This window comes from Ruminococcus sp. D54t1_190329_F1 (assembly GCF_015551645.1).
Lineage (GTDB): Bacteria > Bacillota > Clostridia > Lachnospirales > Lachnospiraceae > Blautia_A > Blautia_A faecis.
The window spans coordinates 44,274-69,334 of sequence record NZ_JADNDC010000004.1; the positions used below are offsets into that span (position 1 = coordinate 44,274).

A 25,061-nucleotide genomic window follows, 5' to 3' on the forward strand; every position below is an offset into this window, starting at 1 on the left:
AATGTTTTTTCAAATACACTCCAGGCTATGGCAGAATTCCGTATACCAGTTCTGGAAATTCTCATCTGTCAGATACTGTGCAAGAGCCTCTTCCCGGCTCTCTCCGTCTGCGATTGCAGCGTCCATGGCATCTTTATCAGCCTTTGCCTTGTCAGCCAGAGAATAATCCAGGATCTTACGGGCACTGTAGCTATTGTCAAAGGCTCCAATTGTATAGAAACTTGTTTTATCAAAGTCTTCCATTTCCGTTGTAAAACAATCGTAAACCTTCTGGTTGACTTCTATATTATTCTCTTTGATAACGGAATCCAGTGCGTCTACGCTGTTGGCTTCTTTCAGAACCGGCATATAGGAGGATTCGCATACAAAGCGCAGGTTCTGGTTCTTCTGTGTGAACCATTTCAGGAATACACTTGCAGCATACTCATGTTCCTCATCAGACTTGGTCACTGCCATTCCGGCACCTTGCTGAACTTTTATGTTCTCGCCGCCCTCCATAACCGGAGAATCACATACGATGTAATCAATCGGATAGCTTTTATTCCCTATTTCCACGGTATCCGGGAAGTATACGGCAGAAGATGTGGAGCCCGTGTATGCAAGAATATCTCCTGTCTTCACATCATCGGAACGGAATTTTCCAAGAGATGCGAAATAGCCCTTCATATATGGTACATAGTAATTATCCCAAAGGCGGCGGATCAGATCTTCGTCTGTGTTTAAGGTCATTTTTCCATCTTTCACCTGGAAAATTTCCTTTCCCATCTGCTTCATGCCAATGATAAAATAGTTGGACATGGAGTCTCTGCCGTAGAATGCTTTTCCATCGTCCGGCACATCCGGGGTCTGCTCATCCGTCCACTCATAGTAGCGCTGTGCAACTTCTGCAATACCTTCTGTAGTGGCAAGTTCCTCCACTGTAGTTCCAGTGGCTTCTGCAAAAGGCTCCCAGTCAGTCTTATTGATCATGGTGATCTCTGTGGATTTGGCAACTGGGAAAAGATATAAAGCGCCATCCTGGTTAAAATAGCCCTCCTGGATGTAGGAATCTACATACCTGGACAGCTCATCTTCTGTAAAATACACGGAAAGGTCTGCCAGCTTATCCTGCTGCTGTACTGCGTAAGCAGTATCAGAATAGGAAGAAAAAATATCCGGCAGTTCTTCTGCTCCTACTTCTCTGTTCAAAGAGCTGTTGACTGCTTCCTCAAGGTCGGATACGGAACCCTGACTGTAGCTCTCCACGTAGATACCCTCCTCTTTTCCAACGGAGGCATTAAATTCCTTTACAAGGGTGTCAAACATTGCCTGTTGGGCACCGTTGTAATAATGCCAGATCGTCAGGGACACCGGGTGATCCGAATCCAGCTTTACAGATTTACCGCTTCCGTCCTTGCTGCTTCCACAACCAGCTAAAGATGCGGTCATTATTGCGATTAACATCATTGCCACACATTTTTTCTTCATACTCTTTTACTCCCTCACGGCACCTGATACCGCAGCTTAACTCAATATATACTTCTGCCCGCAGCACTGTCCAAAGACCTGCTGCCATGGCAGACCAGAGCGTGTTTGAAATCCCAAATCTTCAAAACAAAAAGCCCCTGCAACAGGTAAAATGCATCGCTGACTTCTACGGGATACAATATCCTTTCCGGCGTTTTTACATGTCACATGGGTAAATTTATAACACATAGGCTTATTATAGGAAATGTGAGAAAAAGAATCAATAAATATTCATGAAAAAGGACAGAAAATATTTCATTCCTGTCCTTTCAAAATATACGTTATTTCACAGTCACCTTACACTTAACTGTTTTCTTCCCTGCTTTCACCGTAATTACGGCTGTTCCTTTTTTCTTTGCAGTAATTCTGCCCTTGGAATCTACCTTTACCACCTTGGAGGAGCTGGATTTGTAGGTGATTTTTTCTTTGCTTGTTACTGGTTTTAAAACCGGTTTCAGGGAATATTTCTGATTTTTCTTTAATTTCAGTGTTTTCGGCACACCTTTGATCTTTGTGGTTTTTACAGCGGTTTTCTGGACTTTTACGGTAACAGACTTTTCATATCCGCTGTTCAGGTATATGTGAATACGGGTTTTGCCTGTAGTTTTACCGGCGGTAATGTTACAGGTTCCATCTGAACTAACAGATACATCTGCAATACTCCAGTTATCCGTACTCCAGGTGGAAATGAAATCTCCCTTTGCAAGCCCGGTTACTTTCAGACACTTCGTCTTCTGTCCGGTCTTCAGCACAATACTGGACTGATTCAATTTCATTGTTGGCTGCAGTCTGTCCCGGGTAATTTTTGTTTCCTGCTCACCGCATGCACTGCAGGTACGTGTCTGGACTTCTTCCTCATCCACAGTTGCTTCCTGTGTTACTGCCCATGCAGAAAATTTATGTCCGGTTGCTTTTATTGTAGTTCTCTTTTCCGTATCGCAATATCTGCAGGTGTATTCATCGACTCCGTCATCTGTACAGGTTGCATCTTCATGCCATGACCTTACCCAGCTATGTCCGGTTGCTGGAATTGTCTCTTTCTTTTTGTCACCACATCTTCTGCAGGTATAAGTTTTTTCTCCGTCACTTTCACAGGAAGCATCTTCTGTTGTTTCCCCACGGTTCCAGTCATGACCAAGTGCCGGTGTTTCTTTTGTATAGTAATCACCGCAAAATTCACAGATTTCTTCTTCAGATCCCGAATAGGTACAGCCACTCATTTTTATCACATGTGACTTGTAGGAATGAGTATGGTTCGGATTGTAGCTGTAATATACGGTTGTATTTGAATCACAAATGTATCTGGGCTGCCACGTGCTGCTATTTGCATAGCAGCGGATACTTCTCAGCTTGGCACAGTTTTTAAACGCATCATTTCCTATAGATGTCAAACTTGCCGGGATTTCTATGGTTTCCAACGCATTACATCTGCCAAAAGTCTGATCTCCAATTCTGGTCAGGCCCTCTGAAAGCTTTACACTTGTCAGACTGGTACACCCCTGAAATACACCGCTTCCGATGCTCGTTACGCTTGCAGGAATAGTTATGCTTGTCAAACTGCTGCACTTCCAGAATGCCTGAACTTCTATAGAGGTTACCGTTCCCGGAATGGTTACGCTTGTCAGACTGGTGCAATTGCCAAAGGTCATACCATCTATGACGGTTACGCCTTCTGGAATTGTCACACTTGTCAGATTGGTGCAGCCAGTAAATGCACCGGAACCAATGCCTGTCACTCCTTCTGAGATAACCACACTTGTTATCTTAGTGTTGCCAGCAAATGCATCATCTGCTATGCTTCCAGTTCCGGAAATTACCAGTTTCCCGTCATCTGACAAGGTATAGGTAATTCCTGTGTCTTCTCCATCTGAAAAAACCAGAGCTTCGTCTGCTGTTGCCGCTTCCTCGTTCTGCCATTCTACAGCTGTTTCCATGCCAGACGCATCTGAGAATGAATCCTCGGATGACTGATCCATCTCCGGAGTCTGAACCTGTTCCTGAACCTCATCCTGATTGTCCAGACACTCATTCTCCCCTTCGTCAAAAACGGCTTCTGATACTTCCTCAGAAGAAAAATCAGCTCCACTTACTGCCAGTGCTGCTCCGTCTGCACTTGTGATTGCCAGCAGCAATGCTGCAGCCAATGCCAGTCGTCTGTTTCTCATACGCTTTACCTCGCTATTCTTTTTTTCGTCCTTTCAAACACACTCCAGAGGCAAAGATTTTTCCATTAATATCTGCTGCATAACAATAAACGCTTCCTCTAAATGGATAACCTGCTATTCTGCAAATGAGCCCGCAGCATACTCCCTCCCAAAATTTGTCAGACGATTAATTTAATGATAGCGTAAAACCGCATTTAAAACAATTAACTAACAGCATAGTATAGACGATAATATCAAAAAAAGACAGAGAATCTTTCATCTCTGTCCAAAAGTTTGGTCTCATAATTATAGCAATGCACAACTTTTATACATTACAAGCCTACCGTTCACAACGTAAACCAAAACTATTTCTTCAATGTTTCATTCATACTTCCCATGCGGTATCCCTGGAGATCCATGGTCACGTATGTAAAGCCATATTCTTTGAAGGCTTTCACGATCTGGTTGCGGTTCTCCAGGACTTTCTGGAGTTCATCTGGCAGTACTTCAATTCGTGCCAGTGTACCATGAATACGCACACGTAGCTGATGAAATCCCAGATCCAGAAGAAGCTGCTCTGCCTTATCTACCATGCCAAGTTTCTCCTTCGTGATGGTCTCGCCGTACACAAAACGGGAAGAAAGACAGGCGAAGGACTGTTTCTCCCAGGTGGGAAGGTCAAGGTCTTTGGACAGGGCGCGGATGTCTTCTTTATATAATTCGCTATGGCGCAGCGGGCTCTTAACTCCAAGCTCTGCAACAGCCTGTAAACCAGGTCTGTAATCGCCGTTGTCGTCCATATTGGAGCCTTCTGCCACTGCATTCAGCCCCTCTTTTCTGGCAATGTCCCAAATTTTCTCAAATAACTCTTTCTTACAGATATAGCAACGATTGGCAGGATTCTGGCAGAAGCCCTCAATTTCCAATTCTTCAGACTCTACTGTAATGTGTCGGATTCCTTCCTTCTCACAGAAGGCTTTCGCCTCCTCCAGTTCTCTCTTCGGGAAAGAACAGGACATGGCAGTAATCGCGATACATTTATCCCCCAGCACATCGTGTGCTGTTTTCAAAAGAAACGTGGAGTCCACCCCGCTTGAAAAAGCCACAGCCACACTTCCCAGACTGCGTAAGTATTCTTTTAAAGCTTCGTATTTATTCTGCTGCTCTTTGGTTGCAGTGATTTCGCTCATATGATTATCCTCCCACGGCGATATGTTGCTATTTATGTTACTACGAATTATCCTAGTATGTCAATGGGATTAATTGTGATTTTCTTCATCATCCTTAACTTAAACGCCAGGTTCATTCCCCCTGGTGTTCTTTCAGTCTCTGTTCAGCTGCGATCCGCTTGGGATGTTCCGGTGGGTAGCATTCCCGGAAGCCTTCCACGGCGGCTTTCAGATATATATCTTCTTTTTCTTCATCTCCAAGTGCGCGGTAAACGCGTGCCAGATTCCAGGTAGGCTCTGCAACTGCCGGACCTACAAGTCCATTCTCCTTCGCAAGCTCCAGCGCCTCTGTCAGATATGGGATCGCTTCTTCCGGTCTTCCCAAGTCCAGGTAGACTACACTCATATTGTTGTCCACCATCAGAAGTATAGAGCCCTCACGATAGCCATTCTTAAGCAGCTGATTGCGAACCGCAAGATGACATGCCAACGACTCTTCCCTTCGTCCGGCGGCATTGTACATTCGTGCCAGTTCCTCTGACATGGCAGAATATATCTGATTTTTCTCACCACAGTACATTTTGCACCTTTCCGTTGCTTGTTCCATACAATAGGCGGCTTCTTCCATATTCTGATCCATAGCTGCAAGCTGACCACGAAGCTGCCATATTGCAAACTCACTCTCACCCTGACGCTTTCTTTGTATCTGTTGTATCTGCTCTATTTTTTCCAGACAATCTGCCAGCTTTTCTTTTTCCTGAAGAAACATATGACATTCTGCTTTTTGATAAAGAAAATCCAGTATTCTCTGGCTATGCCCCCATTGTACACACATAAGGATTCCACGTTCTGCCCACATTTCAGCCTTTTTCACATTAAGCTTCAACATCTGCATATTCGTCTGCAAAAGCACATATCCAATTTTATAATCAATATTATCCTTCTGTTGAAAAATTAAATCACAGATCTCCCGGTAACACTCATAATTACTGCTCTGCTCCAACCCATTGCAAAAATCACTTATAGCAAACAACATCCATTCCGATGATAGCGTTCTCTTTTTCAGCTGTTCGCGGAAGAGTTCTATATATTCTTCGTTTTGTTCAGGTTTTGTCTCTGTCAGACACGCTACCATAAACTTCGTCTCATTGGAAATCTGTGCACATCTTTTTTCCAGTTTCCGGATTTTCTCGCACATAGGAACAGGCAGCTCCAGATATCGGGCAGCCTCTGACGCCAGTGCCACAAGCTGGTCACTGACCGCTCCCTGCACTCTGGAAATTCCCTGGAAGACAAGCCACGCAATTTCCTCCATACGAGGATCCTCATCTTTCGGTGCCTGTTTCGGGAAAAAGCACTTCTGTGCCCGCTCCCAGAATGACTGAAACTCTGCTTCTGAAAAATCCTTTGTACACAGACTCTCTGCAATTACAGGATGCATACGGTAACCATTTCCCGTATCTTCCAGCCAGCCGAATTTCACCAGTCTGCCAAGCGCCTCTCCCAGAGTTTCGTTTTTCTTCAAAAATCCCTGGAAAAACATCACAGTAAAATTCCGGTCAATTTCCTGATAAGGCAGAAGCGCGAACATCCTTGCCAGCTGGCTTCCTGTTTCTCCAATATCAGCCAGTTTGTACAGCCCACGGTACATATCAATGAGTCCGGACTCTTCTGCAACATCATTCCAGTTATTCTGCAGCTCTTCTTCCAGATAATCCCAATTTCCGAAATAGTAGGTTCCCGCTTTTCCAAGAAGCTTCAATGTCAGAGGATGCTGAAAAATCTCTTTTTCCAGCAAACGACTCAGCCGGTCTTTTTCCTCTCTGGAAAGTATTTTGTTGTAATTGTCACGAAAAATCAAACTTAAGGCACTCTTTTGCGGTGCCTTTATGCCAAATGTAGTAAACCCATCCAGATGTTTCTGACGTGAAGTAACAAATATGGTGCACGGCAGATCTTTCAGCTCTGACAGGTAAGGATCTTCCTCTTCCGTATGGTTCATATTATCCAGAAAAAGCACTGTTTTTTCCTGATGCTCTTCTGACAAGTGATAGATACCTTCGTGAAATCTTTCTTCCACGCTCTCACCAGTAAGATTCAGAAAACTTCTGGAAAAGCTGACCGCCAGATTCTCCTCATACTGAACAGCTGCGATCCGGCACTTTACTTCTTCCTGCTCCATCCAGCTCACAAGCTGACGCATGAGTTCTGTTTTTCCAATTCCTCCAATTCCGGAAATCAGATACTTTCCGGAATTGAAGAACATCTCTTTCAAGTCATATAACTCTTCTTCTCTGCCAAAGAAATGGCTGGCTTTCACAGATTTCCGGAACAATTCACAGTTTCGTAGAGTAAGAAAACTCTGCCTGGTCTCTCCGGAATTCTGGTAAATACAATTCCAGATATGCTTCGGTTTTAAGTCCTCCCGGTTCCTTACCAGTTCCATTTTCACTTCTGACATTTCCGGACCTGCCATTGCATGCAGACAAAGCATGGTAAAGAACCAGGCAGCCCCAAAGGATCTGGAAAAATCCTTCTGCTTTTTCTCTATGTAATTGATCCAGAAAGTCAACTTTTCTCCACACTCTCTGGACAGCCATGGATCTGATTCCATGGCCATGTCCAGAAATTTTCTCATCTTCTGCACAAACACAGAATGGTTATAATTTTTCTCTTTCAAGAATTTTTCAAAAATCAGTATCTGACTGCCAAATGTCTCCGCATTCAGGCATTCCAGCACTTCCTGCAGATATACCTGGTACAGGGGAAAGCTCTCCTTGCGGTTACAGAATTCCGAATGATAGCGGTTCTGGCTTCCATCCTTTCGAAAAATCATTTTTCCGTGTCTGGTGCTTTTCCACTCATAGAGAAGATATTCATCCCAGAATCTGACCAGAGTCAGACCCTTTTTACTTTTTTCTCCTAGAATTCCGGTAGAATAGACCGGATAATCTTTCACGGTAAACAACCGATATAAGTTTTTCAGCGAAAGCAACACATTTGTCTGCTCATCTTTTTTCATGTCACGTTCTCTCCGGTTGTAAACACAGTTCCTTTTTTATTACTGTCTGCTGGTCACCTGACCAGCAGCACTTTTTGCAGGTAACTAAATACAACAACTGATTTCTTATTTTTTGATTGTAATCTTAGCTTTCTTTGCGTACACGCCAAACACCTTCTGTTTCTGCTTGTTCAGCTTATAGGCACAAGCACGTATATAATACGTATGTCCCTTAGAAAGATTCTTTATCGTTACTGTATTCTTCTTGGATTCCTTGATTGCTACAATATCTGTAAGACCGGAATCTGCTGTCACTACAAATGCATAACCAGCAGCACCTTTTACCTTGGATGCCGTAATGGTGATCGCGCCCTTCTTGTTATTCTTTACACTGATCTTCTTTACCTTCGGCACAACATAGGTTGTAAACTTAACAGCCTTGCTATACTTTCCAGTAACCTTCTTGCCGCCGCCCTGTGCGACTGCTCTTACTTTTACATAATAGGTCTTTCCAGATTTCAAACCGTAGATCAGTTCATTGTTTTTATTTTCCTCAACAATGTAATTCTTTACATTTTTCTTGAATTTCTTGTCAGTGGAAATTGTGATCTGATATCCGGTTGCTCTTGCAATCCGCTTCCAGGAAATCTTGGCACCATCGGTAAGTACATTGGTGGCCTTGGTTCCGGTAAGCTTCGGAAGCTTGGATGGAATTACAGTGTTCTGATTATTATCAGAAGCGTTCGGAGTCTTCGTCGGTTCCGGAGCAGATGGAGCCTTGGTCGGCTCTGCATTCGGAGCTTTTGTCGGCTCTGCCGCCGGGGTTTTCGTCGGTTCCGGTGCCTTGGTAGGATCTGGGTTCTTTTTCCAGTTTGCAGTCAGTTTAACACCACTTACCAGTTCACCCATTGATGGTGTGTAAGAACCGGAAAAGTTTACTTCTTCATCCGCATCTACTGGCGTCCATCCGGTAAAGGTATAACCGCTTCGTGTAGGCGCTTTCAGCTCAATACTGTTTCCACCTGTGAAAGTGGATGGGTTGGAGCTGTCATTTGTTCCGCCAGCCAGATCATAACTGATTGGAAGCACATCACCATTTTCATAATAAAAATGATAACGTGTATTAAAGTAATTGTCCACATAAGAATTTTTTACAACGTATAATTTACAGCTGTCTTTGATAGAATCAAAGGCATAATATGTGTTCGTATCTCCTATAGAAGCCATAGAGTCATAATCCAGATCCAGTACACGGGCCGGAATGTGAATCTCTGTAAATTTACAGGAATCAAATGCAAAACCGCCTAACAATACTACATCTGACGGAAGTGTATAGCTTCCTGCCCAGCTTTTTCCTGCAGGATAGGTGAAAATACTTCTGCCAGCCACTTCCCCTCCGCTGCTTTTATAGACCTTACTGTAAAGCACACCGTCCTGGGAAGAAAGGTACGGATGTCCTGCGTCAACTGTGATTTCTTTTAAGCTTGTGCAGCCCTTGAACATTGCACCAACTGTATATGTTACATCAGCACCAATGCGGATACTTACAATTCCACTGTCGGTGAACTGATATTTCAGGCTGTCAGTTCCATGAATATATACATTTTCAAGATGGAGGTTCTTGCAGCCCCTAAATGCACCTTCTCCGATACCTCCGCTTACGCTTGCCGGAAGAGAGGTAAAACCTGTAAGCGCTGTACAGCCTGCAAAAGCATAACTTCCAATAGTGGTTAAGCCCTCCGGGAGATTAATGTAAGTAAGGTTCTTGTTATCCTTAAATGCGTCCCAGCCAATTTCCTTCAGTGTGGAGGGCAACGTTACTTTTTTCAGTGTTTTAATGTATTCTCCCTGTCCGCGCGAGGGACTTCCATCCTCATTCCATTCATAAGCTACAATAGTCGAAATTCCATCGACATATGTAAGTCCTTCTGCAAAGGAAACCTCCTCAACACCGGCACAGTACTGATCCCAGCCCAGTTCCAGCTCGGATGGGGCATTGTAAATTCTTTTCAGGTTACAACATTCCCCATAACTGTAAAAAGCTTCTTTATCAATCTCGTTATAAGCTCCTGTTGGCGGAAACGTTATCTCTTCCAGTTTCGGACAGTTACCAAATGCCTGCTTCTCGATTTTTACAGGCTGTGCACCTCCTACTGCGTCATTAAAATGCACGATTTGAAGATTCTTATCCCCATAAAACGCACTTTCTCCAATTACAAGCCGTGGATTCTGCGGCAGCTGAACGGCTGCCAGTCCGTCGAATGCATCCTTACCTCCCCCGAAGCGATTATCTGTTGAAAATGCATATGGTGCCACGTAGCAGAGTGTATCCGGAAGAATCACCTTATACAGCATATAGTCGCTATTCTTTCCATCGTAAAAGAAACAGCCGAACCGGGCCCATGTGTAATCATATTCTGCATCCGGCCTATAACTACCGATTCCAATTACCTTCTTCGCCACACCATCCTTATACACATATGACGGAACCTGCAGTTCCATAACTGCCTCGCTTACTGCGCTGATAATGGCTTCTCCATTTGTTCCATATTCATGGGCATACCAGATCTGCCCCTGACTGTCTGTCCAGGAAAATCCTTCCTTGTTCCACTTTTCGCCGTCGAACTGGAAAAACTGTCCTGAGCCTTCTGCATGCACGCTAAGCGCCATACCCAGGCACATGATAATGCCAAGGAACAGCATTTTCACACATTTTGAAATTTGTTTTTTCACGCTTTCATTCCCCCTTATTTTTTCGGCAATTATAACTGTTCAAAAATCCATTTGGCTCTGAATAGATACCAGCAAATTTTCAAAAGCTGGAAAATTGCTCTTTTTTTCTCATAAAAAGAATATCATAATTGAATTTTTGAGACAATAATGGTGGGAAAGGTTGTGGTTTTTATGCACAAGATTGTTATTTTTATGCACAACACAACCTGTTTGACAACTATCCAGAAGGCAGTGTGAAGATACTAAACAGTTATCCTGTTTGAAAAAAACTGCCGTGTTCAATATGTTTCTTAAACATATCAGACACGGCAGTTTATCAGAGGCATCATACATCCTGTAATATTGGCAGTTCTAAAGTCTGCCCCTTAATCATTCTTACAATCTGCACGCCCCGCTTTACGGTATATTTTGTCTTCTTTCAGTAGGCGTAGCCCGCTTCGCGCTCTTGCAACTTACCACACTTTGACTTTAATAACCACCTTTTTTCTGCCGGAGCGTACCGTAACTTTTGCAGTACCTTTTTTCTTCGCTGTAATTACACCACCTTTTGTCACAGTGCAGACTTTCTTATTAGATGTGGTGTAGGTCACTTTCTGCTGGGTTGTGATCGGTGCCAGAACCGGTGCCAGGGTCTGTTTCTTCCCTTTCTTTAAGGTGATTTTCTTCGGTACACCTGAAATTTTGGTGGTTTTCACAGTTCCCTTCTGGATGGTAACATTCACAGTTTTTACTGCACCGCCAGCCAGAGTCACTGTAAGTTTCGTCTTTCCTGTTTTCTTCTGAGCCTTCAGCGTAACTGCACCGTCTTTGGTGTAGGAGCTTACTTTCAGAAGCTTACTGTTGCCTGAAACCACAGATGCTACATAGTCCCCACTCTCCATGCCGGAAATCTTGAGCACTTTTGTGGTCTGTTTTATTTTCATTTTCAGGCTGGAGGCTGTAAGTGTCATTTTGGAAGTCAGCGGATTTCCATTGTCTCTTTCTTCTGTGGTCTGGCAGAGCTTACAGATTCTTTTCTCTTTCTGAGCCGCAAATACGGTAGCATCTGATGTCTTTTCCCATTCTCCCCAGGTATGTTCTGTCTTTGCGATTGTTTCACCGCCGCTTAATCTGGTTCCGCAGGTCTTACAATAAGTGTCGCCTGTATAGCCTTCACTTGCACAGGTTGCTGCTTTTTTCCCTCTGACCTCTGTTTCCCCATGTCCCTTCGCGGGCAGCTTCTCGGTTCTGGTCTGTCTGCAGTTCACACAGGTAAAGGTTCTGATACCTTCCTCAGTACAGGTGGCTTCCTTTGTCACATTTCCGTTATCCCAGCTGTGGGCGTCCGGATTCACCGGTAAAACCTCTGTTCTGGTAATATGGCAGTCCGTGCACTCATAGCTGATAATTCCTGTGGAAGTACAAGTCGCTGCTATGACTACCGTTCCGTTATCCCAGCTGTGCTCTACCGACGGTTTTGTCTGCGATACCATACCGATATTCACTTCGGTTCGAAGAGGCGGAACGGTCATCCAGTCACTCCATGTAGTTTCATATCCCTCTTTCTCGTATTTTACTCTCCACCAGCCTTCCGGAACATCCCATGCATATTTTCCGTCTGCATTTGTCTGAAGAGGATTGTACTGGTTATACTCCCCCGCATTCCATTTCGTTCCATACTCGGATGGGGACGGCGTTTTATTCCAGAAATCATCAGATTCATCATATGGAATCCAGTAAGCTGTTACGGTAACATCCTCAATTCTCTCTCCTGTGGAAAGATCAAACACATAGCCGCTTGGATCTACTACAAAACGAAGCTTGAATTTTTCCCCTTTAATATCTGCTTTTCTGATATCCCAGAATAATGAGGAAGCTGCTGTAATCGTTCCCAATATGGCAGTCAGCGCAATTACCGGGCCTGCGCCCATCGCCCCTCCTGCTACGACCAGTGGAATCATCGCTGTCATGATCATAAACATTTTCTGGTCACTCTCCAGATTATCCACAGCTTTCAATTTCTCCTTTAATTCCTGGTCAGAATAGTGACCGCCGGAAGCCAGTACATCTTTTCTCAGCTCATCCATGTCTTTCTCAATCTGATAGTTCTGATATAACATGGACGCTCCCTTATTTATTGTTGACAGGTGGGAGGAAATCTGGGAAAGTGTCCAGTACTGATCCAGAGTCCCGGCATTTTCAGTAGCAGTGTCCAGCATAAATCCAATGTATTTATTTCCGGTAACATCCTTTACCAGCATATACCAGGTGCCTTTGTCGGAATAATCCAGGTTGCAGATATACTTGCTGTCATCGTACCCCGGGATCAGATAGCCCATATCTTTATTGGCTTCGTCGATCAATCCCTTCCATGTTCCCATACTGGAACCGTTGCTCTCGTCAAACACGCTGATGGTGACATCCAGTCCTACATCTTTCAGATCCTCCCCGAATTTACTGAGATCAATGGTTGCGTCATAATCGGTTGCTGTATTTTTCCTTACCGTAATATCCTTTTCTGCGCCTTCAGGAAGTCCTTTCTGCAAAGCCTCCCAGTCAAAATCCTGTCCCATTTTTACTTCTGGAACTGTTTTGTTATATTCATAGCTGATCACACCAGGAACATAATTGTGATCGGATTCATCGAAATATCCGTCTGTCACAAACGCATTTTTTTCTGGTTCATAGGTTGCTTCCAGATATTTGGTCTGGTTGTTTCTGGTGCTTGTAACATACAGAGTCTTTATCTGTTCCGGGTTTTCAAAGGTAAGCTCATAGTCAAATTTGCTTTTCGGAAGATAATACACCAAAGGTGTTACTCCGTCTGTCTTTGTCAGATCGTAGGATTTTATTTTGTCATGCTCATTATAGTACATTTTGAAGGACTCGATTGAGGGTTCTCCTTCATTATAAGTAACTGCGGCAGTTCTTGTTTCTGTTGTACCATCTGCCTGTGTGCAGAGTGCTTTGATCTTATAGGTCTCATAATTGGAAGGATTTTCCAGTGTAAGGACGGCAGACCATAAGCCGGCCTTTGATACCTGGACTGTCTGCTGTTCTTTCTCATTCACAAGCAGGGTAACAGTTCCACCGGCATTTGCCATACCGGAAACATTTACGGTTGGCTTTGATACAACATCTGGTGCATCTATGGTGAACAGATTAATACTTTCATTCAGTACACCGATGATTTCCTGGCTGGAGTTTCTGTTCTTTTTGTAGTTCAAAATAGCGTAGCTGCGTGCTGCCGACTGACTCTGTGCTTTGATACTGAAACGGATAATTCCAGAGGTACCGCTCACAGGAATGGTCAGTGTCCTGTCCTTTAAATTATAGTTCTGGCATAACTCCCCATCCACCTTTAATGTGGATTCGTCAAGCTCTCCGTTGGAAGGAAGAACCAGCTTCACATTCAGGTCGCTTACTGCGGATTTCCATGTGTCTTTTATGTTATAGCGTACTGTCATGGCCACATATCCATTGGCTGTGGCACTTCCGAAGTCTCCGTAATAGCTGGTGTCTGAACGATCCAGGACGGTTTCGGCGCTGTCCGTATAAGTTCCTATTTGCTCAAATGGAATATTATTTTCAATGGCATATATGGTTGCCATAGAATAATAACTGCAATGTATCGTCAGCTGTGGGCAGTTTTCGAATACAGCTTTCCTGATATCAGTAGTGGAATCTGGAATGTAAATATCCTTTAAACCTGCGCAGTCGGCAAATGCATAATCTCTTATCGTCTTGGTATTGGAAGGAAGCGTTACTTCTGTGAGACCGGTTGCTCCTGCGAATGCGTATGCACCGATTTCGGTCAGGCTTGATGGCAACGTTACACTGGTTAGTGTGGTTAAGCTTGCAAAGCTATGCGGCGCGATTACCTTTACTCCTTCCGGAATCTCTATCTCGGTCAGTTTCGGACAGCCGGAAAATACATTTCCATATTCATAGCTGTTCGATCCGTTTCCACTGGGGCTGTTTACCCAGTTCACCGGATAATTGGCACTGACAAGATTGCTGCAGCCTCCAAAGACTTTATAGCCCAATGTGGTGATGCTGTCTGGCAGATGTATGCTGGTGATACTGGTACAGTTTTCAAATGCATAGGCGTATATGGTGGTAAGACCATCGGGAAGCTCCACACTTTCCAGCACTGTATTTCCCTGGAATGCTCTCGCTCCGATCACCTGACCGCATAACCACCTATGGTAGACGGAACCTGAACGCTGGTGGCACTTCCGGAATATCTGGTAATACGCGCATAACTGTTATTTACAATTACATAGGAAAAATCACCTTCTGTCATCTCTGCCGATTCAGAAAGAGCCTCTTCCAATTCATTTGTCTCTCCAGTTTCCTCTACGTTTTCTTCCACGTCGCCCGAAACAAAAGCTGCAGCATCTCGCTTTACCGCCTCATCTCCCGCTTCTGCTCCATCCATTTCCGCAGATTCCCATCCACCAGAACCATTTGCTGAAGATTCAACTGTTTCTGATTCTCCAGACCAGAATCCATCCTCGTCAGTAACCGTTTCCTCCGATGTGGTCGCTGAATTACTCTCTTCCAACGTATACGCTTCCGATATGCCGGTTGTCGCATCGGCTTTCGTGTTGGTTTCTGTATTAGATTCCGTGTTAGTTTCCGCGTTGGTTTCTGTGTTGGTTTCCGTGTTAGTTTCCGCGTCGCCTTCATTCAAACTCTGGTTTTCAATAGAATCTTCTGCGAAGAAGTCCGCTGCAGCTGAAGTCCCAATTTCTTCTGCCGCATAAATCGGAATGCTTTGTGCACACATTGCAACACTCAGCGAAATTGCAAGTATCCGGCTGATTGCCTTCCTTTTCATAATTCTTTTCTCTCCCTTAAATTCATTTGTAACTGGTCAGAATCAAATGCCGAAATACAAAGCATTTTGAAAATTAGCACTGAACAATTACATTTATTTTTGATAATTGACTAAATCCATTTTAGCATAGCTATTTTCCCCTTACAATCACAAACGGCGCCGGAAAAGTTAGTTGTCGTTTTTATGTATAAGCATGCAATTTTTATGTACATTCTCGAGTTCAATCCGACCGATAATTGTACTATCAATGCTGACGGTACAGTTGCTAACCAAATAAAATAATAGCGTAATATTACGCAAAAAAGCCTCACCGCTCTGATAACAACTCTGTATAAGCGATATCAGATAGTGAGGCTTCTTATTTGGTAAACTATAACTGCGCAATGCCTTCACAGTTACCGTATGTTTACAATGTATCTTTATTCAGTGAACAGTGGTGTAGAATAGTATCTGTCACCAGTATCCGGAAGAAGGGCTACGATCACTTTGCCCTTGTTCTCAGGTTTCTTCGCATACTCGATTGCAGCGCTTAATGCAGCACCGGAAGAGATTCCAACCAGGATTCCTTCTTTGTGTGCAAGAAGCTTCGCTGTGGCAAATGCCTCATCAGCCTCTGCTTTATAAATCTCATCATAAACTTTGGTATTCAGAACATCCGGAACAAATCCGGCACCGATTCCCTGGATCTTATGCGGACCTGCTTTTCCCTCAGATAATACCGGGGAGGTAGAAGGCTCAAGTGCTACAATTTTCACATTCGGGTTCTGCTCTTTCAGATATTCACCTGTTCCGGTAAGGGTTCCGCCTGTACCAACACCTGCGATGAAGATATCAACCTTTCCCTCAGTGTCCTTCCAGATCTCCGGACCTGTAGTCGCCTTGTGCACTGCCGGGTTCGCCGGGTTCACAAACTGTCCTGGGATGAAGCTGTTCGGAATCTCCTCTGCCAGTTCGTTGGCCCTGGCAATGGCACCTTTCATTCCCTTGGTTCCATCGGTAAGAACAAGCTCTGCGCCGTATGCTTTCAGAATGTTTCGACGCTCAACACTCATGGTCTCTGGCATGGTGAGGATGATTCTGTATCCCTTAGCTGCTGCGATAGATGCCAGACCGATTCCGGTATTTCCAGAAGTTGGCTCAATGATTACGGAACCTTCCTTCAGGATTCCCTTCTGCTCTGCATCCTCGATCATAGCCTTGGCAATTCTGTCCTTAACGCTTCCTGCCGGGTTAAAGTATTCCAGCTTCACAAGAACAGTAGCTTCCAGTCCAAGCTCCTTCTCAATATTAGTAACCTCTACAAGTGGGGTGTTTCCGATCAATCCAAGTGTTCCCTTATAGTATGCCATATCCATTCCTTTCCCGGCGCCTGCGGCCGCTTTACATTTATTTGAGGTGATGTCGCCGTATGGCGGCCCGCCTGTTATGTCTGTATCTGCCCCCAGTAACTGCCAGCTTGCTTCTTCGGCAATAATTGTCGATATTCCGTATTGATTTACTGGGTTATTTATTCGTTAAATGGATATTACCACTATTAACCCACTATGTCAATAGGTTTTTGGGATTTTATATAAGAAAATAGATTGGAGCGTTACTGTTCACTGGTAACATTCCGCGAGGTGTTTTTTGTGAACAAAGTTCACAGTAACATTAGAGCCGTCGCGTAGCGACGCTTGTACGATTTCTATACACTACAAAATCTCCACAATATACAAGAAAAGTACACCCAGTACTAATTAACACGTTGTGTTGTTTCGTGTTTTTAGCTGAATGTACCTTATTTTAAATAAATTATCACTCCTCTTCCTCAGCAACTTCACAGACCATCTCATATGCATCTTCCAGCGCGTCCAGAGCCTCAGTCAGTGTATCGACTTTCCTTACATCTGCGCCATCATCCTCATACTCCTGGATCAAATATGAAAACTGGTCTTTCAGTTCCTCCATGTAATCTACAACCTGCTGTAATTTCTCTTCTTTTTCCAGTACTGCTGATAAATTAATAATTTTTCCCATAGTATGATGTCCTCCGCTTTCAAAAAAATGTTTTCTAAAGGTTTTTCATATTTTCCAAATCATAACATGTCCGAAACGTTCTCTCAATATTTCGTTTCAAGTTTCGCCTGCAGATTATAACGTATATTTTACAGAAAACCTTTTTTCAAACACGCTATAAAGTTTTTTCCTTTTATAATTATAACGTAGTCTGTAAATTCTTTTACAGGATTCCGCCCCGCATGCGCCGTCTCGTACTTCGCCAGCTATAATTTGCAAAAGCATCCTGGATTTCCTTTCGCTTAAGACGACTAATGGGGATTTCTGTCTTATCCGACAGCTTCAGAATATCCGTAGGCATAGCCACGATTTCCCTCATGGAAACCAGCGCCCACCGGATCGGACGGCAAAACTCATTGGCTGGCAGAACCTTTTCCAGATCTGCCATAGACATGGAAGCATCTATCACGCCTTTTTTCGTGTGAATTTTCGCTCGTTTTCCATCTGCTTCTGCATACAGAATATCGGAAATGTAAATGCTCTCCTCCAGCCGTCCCACTTTCACGTTCACAGTCCGCAGGGAGTAGACACTGTCAAAAAAGCGATTCAGAATGTGAAACAGCTTCTCTTTTCTCACTGGCTTCACCATGTAATGAAGCGCCTCAATATCAAAGGCCTCTGCTGCAAACTCCGTACTGGTGCTCCCGAACACGATCTGCACCCGGCTGTTTCTTGAAATCAGCTTCTTCGCCGTCTCCATACCGTTCATCCCACTCATAAAAATATCCATAAAAACCAGTGAATAAACGGATGTATCTGAGGATAAAAATGCCTCCCCGGAAGAAAATTCTTCTATTTTCACATATAGGTTATTTTTGTCTGTGTATTCCGAAAGCAGCTGGGTGATATTCTCCCTGTCTTCCGCAAGGTCATCACAAACCGCTATTTTTATCTCCTGGTTCATGTGTAATTCCTCCCATAGAATCTGTCTGAGGTCTGTTTCTGAATCTGCCATCCCTCATATTTCTGCATAATAAATGCCGCATTCTCCGGGTAAAAATCTGTCTTTTATGATTCGCTCAGTTTTTGAAACATTTCCAGATATTCCTGCTCTACTTCAACAAACGGCCGCACTGTATAATCCAGCTCAAAGTGCAGCTTCGGTGCATCCCCCGGTTGTTTCTCTTCCAGAAGAACCTCTAAATCATACCAGAGAAGATCATCATCGATTTCTTTCAGACGCTGCGCTTCTTCATCAGTCAGACTGCTTCCCAGAAATTCCTTATAAATCACCTGAAGCAGCTGCTCTTCCACCTCACGGTATCTGGGCATCTCCTGCTTCAGCGGACGGGGCACATCTGACATATAGCACTCGCTGGCATCATGCAAAAGACAAGCCAGCGCCTGACGATTGGAATACCCTCGCCCAAGAGCCTCCTTCGCACAGCAAATACAATGCTCCCCAACAGACCAGAAAGAACTTACATGTCCATTTCCCCTACAGGTCAGCGACAACGCATGTGCAATATCCTGAATATCGATCTTCTCCGCCTCCGGATGAACCGGATTGAAATGGTTTCTTGTGTATGTGGTTATGTAACTCATAGGATGCCTCCCCTACTGCTCTTTTCTTTTTCTTGCAAGATACTCATCCAGTTCTTTCTTGATTTTCTCCGGAATCTCCCTTGCAACCGGACACACTGCTGCATTTGCAAAACGTTCTGTAAACTTCACCAGAAAATCAATATCCCCCTGTAGCTGCTCCATGGACATAACCTCCTTCACATCATAGCGGCAATGAATTGGTGCCACATTGGAGCTGGCAATTCTGGCAAAAGAGAGTGCTGGAATTCCGCTGTCTGCAAAAGGTGTAGAATCACTGGAATACACTCCGGTCTTTGCCTCAATTGGAAAACCGATTTCTGCTGCCATATAAGATATATAATGTGCCAGCTTGTCCTCTGCGGAAACACAGGAGATAAATTTACCCATATAAGTTCCAATCATATCCAGATTAATGTTCAGCACTATTTTGTCCAGTTCCTCTTTATGCTCCTTCACATATGCTTTAGAGCCCAGAAGCCCTCTCTCCTCACTTCCGCAGAATACGAAACGAAGACTATAGTTCAGTTCTTTTCCCTTCAGCTGTTCCATAATTCCAAGCAAACCTGCGCAGCCACTCATGTTGTCATAAGCGCCGTGGGATAAAGAAGTGGAATCGTAATGGGCACTAAGCACAATAAACTCGTCCCGTCTGCCAGGAAGCTCTGCAATTACATTGTGGGACTCTCCGTCGTACTCTTTCTGGGAAACCTCCAGACGAATGTTCTTCACCTTATTTTTCACCAGTTCTACTGCCTGGCTGGAATGGATCATGGCGCAAAGAACTTTCCGTTCTTCCCCTACAACGGCTTCGCGCAGATCGCGCTGGTCAATATCTGTATTTGGATAATACATATTTCCGTACTGGAAAATAATTCCCTTTGCTCCTGCTTTTATCAGATCCTGGTAAACAAAAAATCCAACTCCCTGAGTGTCCATCAGTACAATTTTATCTTTTGCACCTGCTATGGAAACAGGATCCGTTCCCGGCATATAATAAAGCTCTCCCTCTACGCTGCCGCTGCCACAGCAGTTAAACGCCTTACAGGTGATTTCCTTCCCATCTGCAAACAAATGCGCAGATTCAATCTCTCCCATAGCAACCCGAAAAGCCTCCAGCCTCGCTGGCACTCCTAGCGCCTCGCACTGCGCTTTCAGAAATTCAGCAACCTGCAGTTCCTCCTTCGTGCCACTGGCGTGGACGAAATCGGTGGATTCGAAAATATTGGATAAATTCATGATGGTTTTCTCCTTTGTGAATTGAAGATAAAATCTCCGGCTCTCAGAGTGTCCCTGAGAACCGGAGGTTTGTTTTTATAAATTTCACTTAAGTTTATAACATTTTACGTATTAATACCTTTCATCGTGATTTGTTTCCCTTACTTAAATTTAGTTTTCGGTTACATTTGCTCTTTTTTCAAACAGATAACCCATTCCACGACCTCCAATCTCGCCCATCATCTCTCTTGCCTCGTCCACGGGCACATTCATCTTTATTAGTAAAGTCCATAAAATCTTCTTGTAAATTTCTTTTATCGCTTCCGGCGCATTGCTGTAAATAGAGTTGATTTGCTGGATACATCCTTGATATCTTCAGGCTGAACATTCGCAAACAATGGAATATTCGTATAATTTCTCAAAAACTGGCTGACAAGTGTATCGTTTTTGAAAATCTCACAACTGTTCACATCTCTTGTATGCAGCTCCGGATGGTAAGCAGTGTCCCTTTTTCTTTTGTTCTGTGGCTTTCTGCTCATTTTTCCTCCTTACGCAGGAAACGCTTCACAGATCAAAAGATATCTACAGGTTCATAGTAACACGCACAAATTCAGAATACAAGAAGGGACCATAAAATTTTCACTTCATATGATTGACCATAGAATGCCTTTTCCAATGTTTTACTAATAGTGCGTTTAAAGATTGCATCCAATCTCCTTCTTGACAGTCATGCTTCTTTTTATATCTGTCTCCCCCCACAAATAACCAAATATAATATGTACACTCCTTAATTTACTTTAAAAGAAATAGCCATGCGAGCCCCCTCGCACAGCCATCTCATATCTTTCATATTATTCAATTCCCTCACACAAACGGATTATAAAATCTCCCCCACCGTATCGTCACCGTCAGGCTTACTGCCAGCAGCAGCACGCCAACTCCAATTGCCACGAAGTCCCTTTTCTCAAAAGGTCTCTTCATATACCACGTTCTCTTCTTATCCTTTCCGAACCCACGCAACTCCATTGCATTAGAAATAGTATCAATCCGATTCAGGCTGGTCAGGATCAGCGGCAGAAGAATATTCACCGAATTCTTCAGCCGGGCAAAAAAGTGCTCGTTTTTTCCAAGTTCTACGCCCCTTGCCTGCTGAGCCTGGCTGATGCTATGGTAGTCACGCTGAATGTCTGGAATGTATCGAAGCGCAATCGCCACAGAATAACCCACTTTATAGGAAATTCCAATACTGTTCAGGCTAGCAGCAAACTCACTTGGGTTCGTTGCAGAAATAAACAAGATTGCAACCGGCAGCGCAACAAAATATTTCAGAGAAATATTCACCATATAAAACAGCTGCTCTGCAGTCAGATCATACCGCCAGAACAGGTGGCAAAGCACATGTCTGGTGCCATACAGCGTCGTTCCCTGGTTAGGATCAAACAGGAAAATAAACAGATTATTCAACACCAGAAATACCAGCATAAAAATCATCATAAACCGCACTTCGCGGAACTTAATCTTACTCAGTTTAAACGCCGCCAGGCTCACCGCAAACAGCCCAAGCAGTACCCACGTATTATAAGTGATCATACTTGCAAAAGTAAAAAGCAGGAAAAACGCCAGTTTGGTGGTACCTGTCAGCTTGTGTATCACACTTTCCCTTGGCAGATAATTCAACACTGTCTTAGCGGCCATGGCTTCGCACCTCCCTGTCCTCCTCAATAAAACGCTGCACAAACTCTTCCGCCGGACTGATTCCCAGCTGGTTCGCCAAGGTAAAAAGACTGGTCTCCTTCAGTGCCGCCTGACGGATCAGCTGTGGATCACAAAGAACTGCTGCCGCGCTTCTATCCGCGATCAGCCTGCCATCTGCAAAAACCAGTGCCCGAGGCGTATATTCCAGCATCAAATGCATATCATGGGTAATCATCACAACTGTTACCCCTTTTTCATTCAGCCCACGAAGGAACTCCATAATCTCTGTATAATGGCGAAAATCCTGTCCCGCAGTCGGCTCATCCAGAATGATCAGTTCCGGATCCTGCACCAGCACACTGGCAATGGTCACACGCTTCTTCTGCCCGAAGCTAAGCGCCGATACCGGCCAGTTCCGAAATGGGAAAAGTCCGCAGACTTTCAAAGTTTCCTCCACTTTTTCCCGAATCTCTTCCTCGCTTTTTCCCATATTGCGAAGGCTCAGTGCCACCTCATCAAAAATCATGGTCTTGGAAATCATCTGATTGGGATTCTGCATCACATAGCCGATATGTTTGGCTCTGTGGCGGATATTTTCCTGCAGAAGATCCCTTCCCTGGAAAAGGATTTCACCGGAATCTGGTGTCTCAAAGCCGCAGACCAGTTTGGAAAAAGTAGATTTTCCGGCACCGTTTTTTCCCACAATGCTGACCATTTCACCCTTGTGGATTGTAAGAGAAACATCACGTAAGGTCTGCCTGCCTCTCTCATAACCAAAGGTAAGATTTCTTACTTCAAGCAGCGGCTCATGTTCCTTCTCAGCCTCTGCTGCCGGACGAGACCAGAACCAGTCTGTCATTTTCTTCCGGTCCGCCTCATCTATCACAACAGAATCGGCATGTGCCGGCTTCTTCGCCGGAACCAGTTCCACGCCTGCATAACGCAGCGCAGTAAGATAAAGGGGCTCCCGGATTCCATTTTCTTCCAGAAGTCTGGTGGATAAAAGCTCATCCGGATGAAGATCTGCCAGAATTTTTCCATCGCCCATAAGAACGATACGGTCCACATCTCGCCACAAAACATCCTCCAGACGATGCTCAATGATCACCACCGTAGTATCTGTTTTTTCCTGAATCTCGTCGATCAGCTCAATAGTCTGCTTACCTGTAGCCGGGTCCAGATTGGCCAATGGCTCGTCGAACAATAGGATTTTCACCTGATCCACCATTACCCCCGCCAGGCTGACGCGCTGCTTCTGCCCTCCGGAAAGCTCGTGGGGCGCGTAATCCAGATGATCCTGAATTCCGACCAGCTCTGCCGCGTGACGGGTAATCTCATGCATTTCATCCTGCGGCATGCAGCTGTTCTCCAATGCAAAGGCAATATCCTCACCAACTGTCAGCCCGATAAACTGACCATCCGGATCCTGCAGCACTGTGCCTACATATGCAGAGAGCTGGAAAATACTGCTCTTCGGCGCATCCACACCATCCACAATAAGTTCCCCGCTGCATTCTCCTGGATTGGAAAAAGGATTCAGGCCATTGATGCAGCCTGCCAGAGTACTTTTTCCACAGCCGGAAGGACCTGCGATCAACACCCGCTCGCCGGGATAAATATCCAGATTAATTTCCTTCAGCGTAGGCTTTTTCTGTGCCCGGTACTGGAAAGAAAAGTTTTTGAAAGAAATAATAGGAGATTTTTTCTCTGTCATATAGTACCTCAAAATCAAATATCCTGAAGCGAATCCATCGTCAATTTGTAAATAATGTGACCGCTTCAGAACCACTTAACAATTTGCATCTCTATAAGTGTACACCTTACACCATCTCAAAAGGATAACACGAATTTCTTAAATCCACAATAAAATTTCTTACCAAAGTTTATCTTATTTTGCATAAATCTTGCGAAATTTACTTTTTGGATCCAATAAAATTATGCATCAAAAAAGACCCTGCCACAAGTTTCCCCATAGCAAGGTCTTTTACAAATTTCCCTTTCAACTTATTCCTGATCCAGGGAGCCTTTCTTTGCAATTGTTTTTGTATAAGCCAGGATCAGAAGACCGCCGACTACAACACCTGTGATGGTGTTTGAAACAGCGGCGAATGCACCCTGTGCAAATACTTTGTTTGCCGGTTCAGCATAGATTACAATGTCAAGTACAGGTGCAACAACTACCCATCCTACAACATGTGCGATCACGTTTGCAACTGTGAAAACGGCAACTTTGCCTTTTCCGAAATCGCCTTCCTGAACCTGAAGCTTCTTGGCGAACAGACCGATCACAACACCTACAAATGCAGATGTGATAACCCAGCTCCACCATGGGCTTCCACCCCAGGACAGGTCGATCAGTGTATGTCCGATGAAACCAATGAGTCCGCCTGCAACCGGGCCATACATTGCTGCAAGAAGTCCAAGTACTGCGTACTGAAGACTGATGTTTGTGTTCGGAACCGGACTAGGGATCGCCACAAAGCGTCCCAGCACAAAGAACAGTGCTGCACCGATACCGATAGCAACTACGGTTTTGATACTATTGTTGTTTTTCATAGCTCTTTCCTCCTACTATGTGTCTTACTAGAGCGTGTTTGATAAAGGCTTTCTGCAAGATGTGCGTCACAATTTGCGGGAATGTTTTTTCAAGCAGGCTCTAACACGCTATAGTATACGCTTTATTAAGAGCTTGTCAATCTGAATCCACAGTATTTCAGCCTTTCACCGGAATCTTAAACACAATTTTCGTTGCGGGCTGGGCTTCTGTTACGGCAATGCAGGGCATATGACCGTCTTCAGGAGCGTAGAAACCAAACATGCCAGCCTCCAGAAGAGTGTACCCCTGCTCTGGACCGCTTTTATAGAAAAGAATGTCAGCTTCCGGGGTGCGGTCATCCTCCACAGTAAGCTTGCGAAGAGAAGCCCAATAGATTTTTTCAGTGCCTTCTACAATATACTGAAGGTCGCAGTATTTCTTATGGGATTCCATCTGTGCACCTTCCAGTGGCTTGGTGGTATATTTCTGCACCAAAGCAAAAATACCATTTTCCAGATCGTATCTGCCTTCTGGAAGATTCTCCTCTTTCTGTCGTTTAATGAACTGCTGCACCATGTCAGCATAGTCTTTGAACTCCTCGTAGGAATTCAGTTTGTCTGCGTAATCTGCAATCATGATA

General features: G+C 44.3%; 17 protein-coding genes. All 17 read right to left on the reverse strand.

The genetic code is table 11. From position 1 onward, the window contains the following. Positions 1 to 9: 9 nt before the first annotated feature. The 17 genes from I2D69_RS02495 to I2D69_RS02575 all read right to left on the reverse strand — a co-directional run bounded on the left by I2D69_RS02495 (position 10) and on the right by I2D69_RS02575 (position 25,057). Positions 10 to 1,467: an extracellular solute-binding protein gene (locus I2D69_RS02495; RefSeq protein WP_195379338.1), complete on the reverse strand. Its 1,458-nt coding sequence runs from the start codon at positions 1,465 to 1,467 to the stop codon at positions 10 to 12. A gap of 320 nt (positions 1,468 to 1,787) precedes the next feature. Then, positions 1,788 to 3,671, reverse strand: a complete 1,884-nt coding sequence (locus I2D69_RS02500; RefSeq protein WP_173718016.1) for a leucine-rich repeat domain-containing protein — start codon at positions 3,669 to 3,671, stop codon at positions 1,788 to 1,790. Between the two features lie 344 nt (positions 3,672 to 4,015). After that, positions 4,016 to 4,840 carry an ATP-dependent sacrificial sulfur transferase LarE gene (gene larE, locus I2D69_RS02505; protein ID WP_173735966.1) on the reverse strand — a complete coding sequence of 275 codons (825 nt, stop codon included), beginning with the start codon at positions 4,838 to 4,840 and terminating at the stop codon, positions 4,016 to 4,018. A 112-nt stretch (positions 4,841 to 4,952) separates the two neighbouring features. Then, positions 4,953 to 7,841, reverse strand: coding sequence for a tetratricopeptide repeat protein (locus I2D69_RS02510; RefSeq protein WP_195379339.1), 2,889 nt, complete (start codon positions 7,839 to 7,841; stop codon positions 4,953 to 4,955). 105 nt (positions 7,842 to 7,946) lie between these two features. Beyond that, positions 7,947 to 10,553 (reverse strand): leucine-rich repeat protein, encoded by a 2,607-nt coding sequence (locus I2D69_RS02515; RefSeq protein WP_173769149.1) that lies wholly within the window; start codon positions 10,551 to 10,553, stop codon positions 7,947 to 7,949. A gap of 452 nt (positions 10,554 to 11,005) precedes the next feature. Next, positions 11,006 to 14,719 carry a leucine-rich repeat protein gene (locus I2D69_RS02520; RefSeq protein WP_195379340.1) on the reverse strand — a complete coding sequence of 1,238 codons (3,714 nt, stop codon included), beginning with the start codon at positions 14,717 to 14,719 and terminating at the stop codon, positions 11,006 to 11,008. After that, a complete protein-coding gene (locus I2D69_RS02525; protein ID WP_173770577.1) occupies positions 14,716 to 15,375 on the reverse strand; it encodes a hypothetical protein in 660 nt (219 codons plus the stop codon). Before I2D69_RS02525 ends, I2D69_RS02520 begins: the two co-directional genes overlap by 4 nt. Before the next feature lie 419 nt (positions 15,376 to 15,794). Beyond that, on the reverse strand, positions 15,795 to 16,724 hold the full coding sequence (gene cysK / locus I2D69_RS02530; RefSeq protein WP_173770576.1) for a cysteine synthase A: 930 nt from the start codon (positions 16,722 to 16,724) through the stop codon (positions 15,795 to 15,797). A 445-nt stretch (positions 16,725 to 17,169) separates the two neighbouring features. Beyond that, positions 17,170 to 17,391 carry a hypothetical protein gene (locus tag I2D69_RS02535; protein WP_173718011.1) on the reverse strand — a complete coding sequence of 74 codons (222 nt, stop codon included), beginning with the start codon at positions 17,389 to 17,391 and terminating at the stop codon, positions 17,170 to 17,172. A gap of 202 nt (positions 17,392 to 17,593) precedes the next feature. After that, positions 17,594 to 18,334 carry a LytTR family DNA-binding domain-containing protein gene (locus I2D69_RS02540; RefSeq protein WP_173718010.1) on the reverse strand — a complete coding sequence of 247 codons (741 nt, stop codon included), beginning with the start codon at positions 18,332 to 18,334 and terminating at the stop codon, positions 17,594 to 17,596. Positions 18,335 to 18,438: 104 nt separating this feature from the next. Then, the gene (locus I2D69_RS02545) at positions 18,439 to 18,975 is read right to left on the reverse strand and encodes a hypothetical protein (protein ID WP_173718009.1); all 537 of its coding nucleotides are present in this window, start codon (positions 18,973 to 18,975) and stop codon (positions 18,439 to 18,441) included. Between the two features lie 12 nt (positions 18,976 to 18,987). Further along, positions 18,988 to 20,211 carry a M28 family metallopeptidase gene (locus I2D69_RS02550; RefSeq protein WP_173716770.1) on the reverse strand — a complete coding sequence of 408 codons (1,224 nt, stop codon included), beginning with the start codon at positions 20,209 to 20,211 and terminating at the stop codon, positions 18,988 to 18,990. A gap of 293 nt (positions 20,212 to 20,504) precedes the next feature. Beyond that, the gene (locus I2D69_RS02555; RefSeq protein WP_173716769.1) at positions 20,505 to 20,729 is read right to left on the reverse strand and encodes a hypothetical protein; all 225 of its coding nucleotides are present in this window, start codon (positions 20,727 to 20,729) and stop codon (positions 20,505 to 20,507) included. Positions 20,730 to 21,054: 325 nt separating this feature from the next. Beyond that, positions 21,055 to 21,885: an energy-coupling factor transporter transmembrane component T gene (locus I2D69_RS02560; RefSeq protein ID WP_148461355.1), complete on the reverse strand. Its 831-nt coding sequence runs from the start codon at positions 21,883 to 21,885 to the stop codon at positions 21,055 to 21,057. After that, a complete protein-coding gene (locus I2D69_RS02565) occupies positions 21,875 to 23,599 on the reverse strand; it encodes an ABC transporter ATP-binding protein (RefSeq protein ID WP_195379341.1) in 1,725 nt (574 codons plus the stop codon). The genes I2D69_RS02560 and I2D69_RS02565 overlap by 11 nt, the downstream gene beginning before the upstream one ends. Positions 23,600 to 23,889: 290 nt before the next feature. Next, positions 23,890 to 24,441 carry an ECF-type riboflavin transporter substrate-binding protein gene (locus I2D69_RS02570; RefSeq protein ID WP_148461353.1) on the reverse strand — a complete coding sequence of 184 codons (552 nt, stop codon included), beginning with the start codon at positions 24,439 to 24,441 and terminating at the stop codon, positions 23,890 to 23,892. A gap of 157 nt (positions 24,442 to 24,598) precedes the next feature. After that, on the reverse strand, positions 24,599 to 25,057 hold the full coding sequence (locus tag I2D69_RS02575; RefSeq protein ID WP_195379342.1) for a YhcH/YjgK/YiaL family protein: 459 nt from the start codon (positions 25,055 to 25,057) through the stop codon (positions 24,599 to 24,601). Positions 25,058 to 25,061: the final 4 nt, after the last annotated feature.

Coding starts and splice junctions, on each gene's coding strand:
- I2D69_RS02495 (WP_195379338.1), bottom strand. CDS start 1,467: ATGAAGAAAAAATGTGTGGCAATGATGTTAATCGCAATAATGACCGCA.
- I2D69_RS02500 (WP_173718016.1), bottom strand. CDS start 3,671: ATGAGAAACAGACGACTGGCATTGGCTGCAGCATTGCTGCTGGCAATC.
- larE (WP_173735966.1), bottom strand. CDS start 4,840: ATGAGCGAAATCACTGCAACCAAAGAGCAGCAGAATAAATACGAAGCT.
- I2D69_RS02510 (WP_195379339.1), bottom strand. CDS start 7,841: ATGAAAAAAGATGAGCAGACAAATGTGTTGCTTTCGCTGAAAAACTTA.
- I2D69_RS02525 (WP_173770577.1), bottom strand. CDS start 15,375: ATGAAAAGGAAGGCAATCAGCCGGATACTTGCAATTTCGCTGAGTGTT.
- cysK (WP_173770576.1), bottom strand. CDS start 16,724: ATGGCATACTATAAGGGAACACTTGGATTGATCGGAAACACCCCACTT.
- I2D69_RS02535 (WP_173718011.1), bottom strand. CDS start 17,391: ATGGGAAAAATTATTAATTTATCAGCAGTACTGGAAAAAGAAGAGAAA.
- I2D69_RS02540 (WP_173718010.1), bottom strand. CDS start 18,334: ATGAACCAGGAGATAAAAATAGCGGTTTGTGATGACCTTGCGGAAGAC.
- I2D69_RS02545 (WP_173718009.1), bottom strand. CDS start 18,975: ATGAGTTACATAACCACATACACAAGAAACCATTTCAATCCGGTTCAT.
- I2D69_RS02550 (WP_173716770.1), bottom strand. CDS start 20,211: ATGAATTTATCCAATATTTTCGAATCCACCGATTTCGTCCACGCCAGT.
- I2D69_RS02555 (WP_173716769.1), bottom strand. CDS start 20,729: ATGAGCAGAAAGCCACAGAACAAAAGAAAAAGGGACACTGCTTACCAT.
- I2D69_RS02560 (WP_148461355.1), bottom strand. CDS start 21,885: ATGGCCGCTAAGACAGTGTTGAATTATCTGCCAAGGGAAAGTGTGATA.
- I2D69_RS02565 (WP_195379341.1), bottom strand. CDS start 23,599: ATGACAGAGAAAAAATCTCCTATTATTTCTTTCAAAAACTTTTCTTTC.
- I2D69_RS02570 (WP_148461353.1), bottom strand. CDS start 24,441: ATGAAAAACAACAATAGTATCAAAACCGTAGTTGCTATCGGTATCGGT.
- I2D69_RS02575 (WP_195379342.1), bottom strand. CDS start 25,057: ATGATTGCAGATTACGCAGACAAACTGAATTCCTACGAGGAGTTCAAA.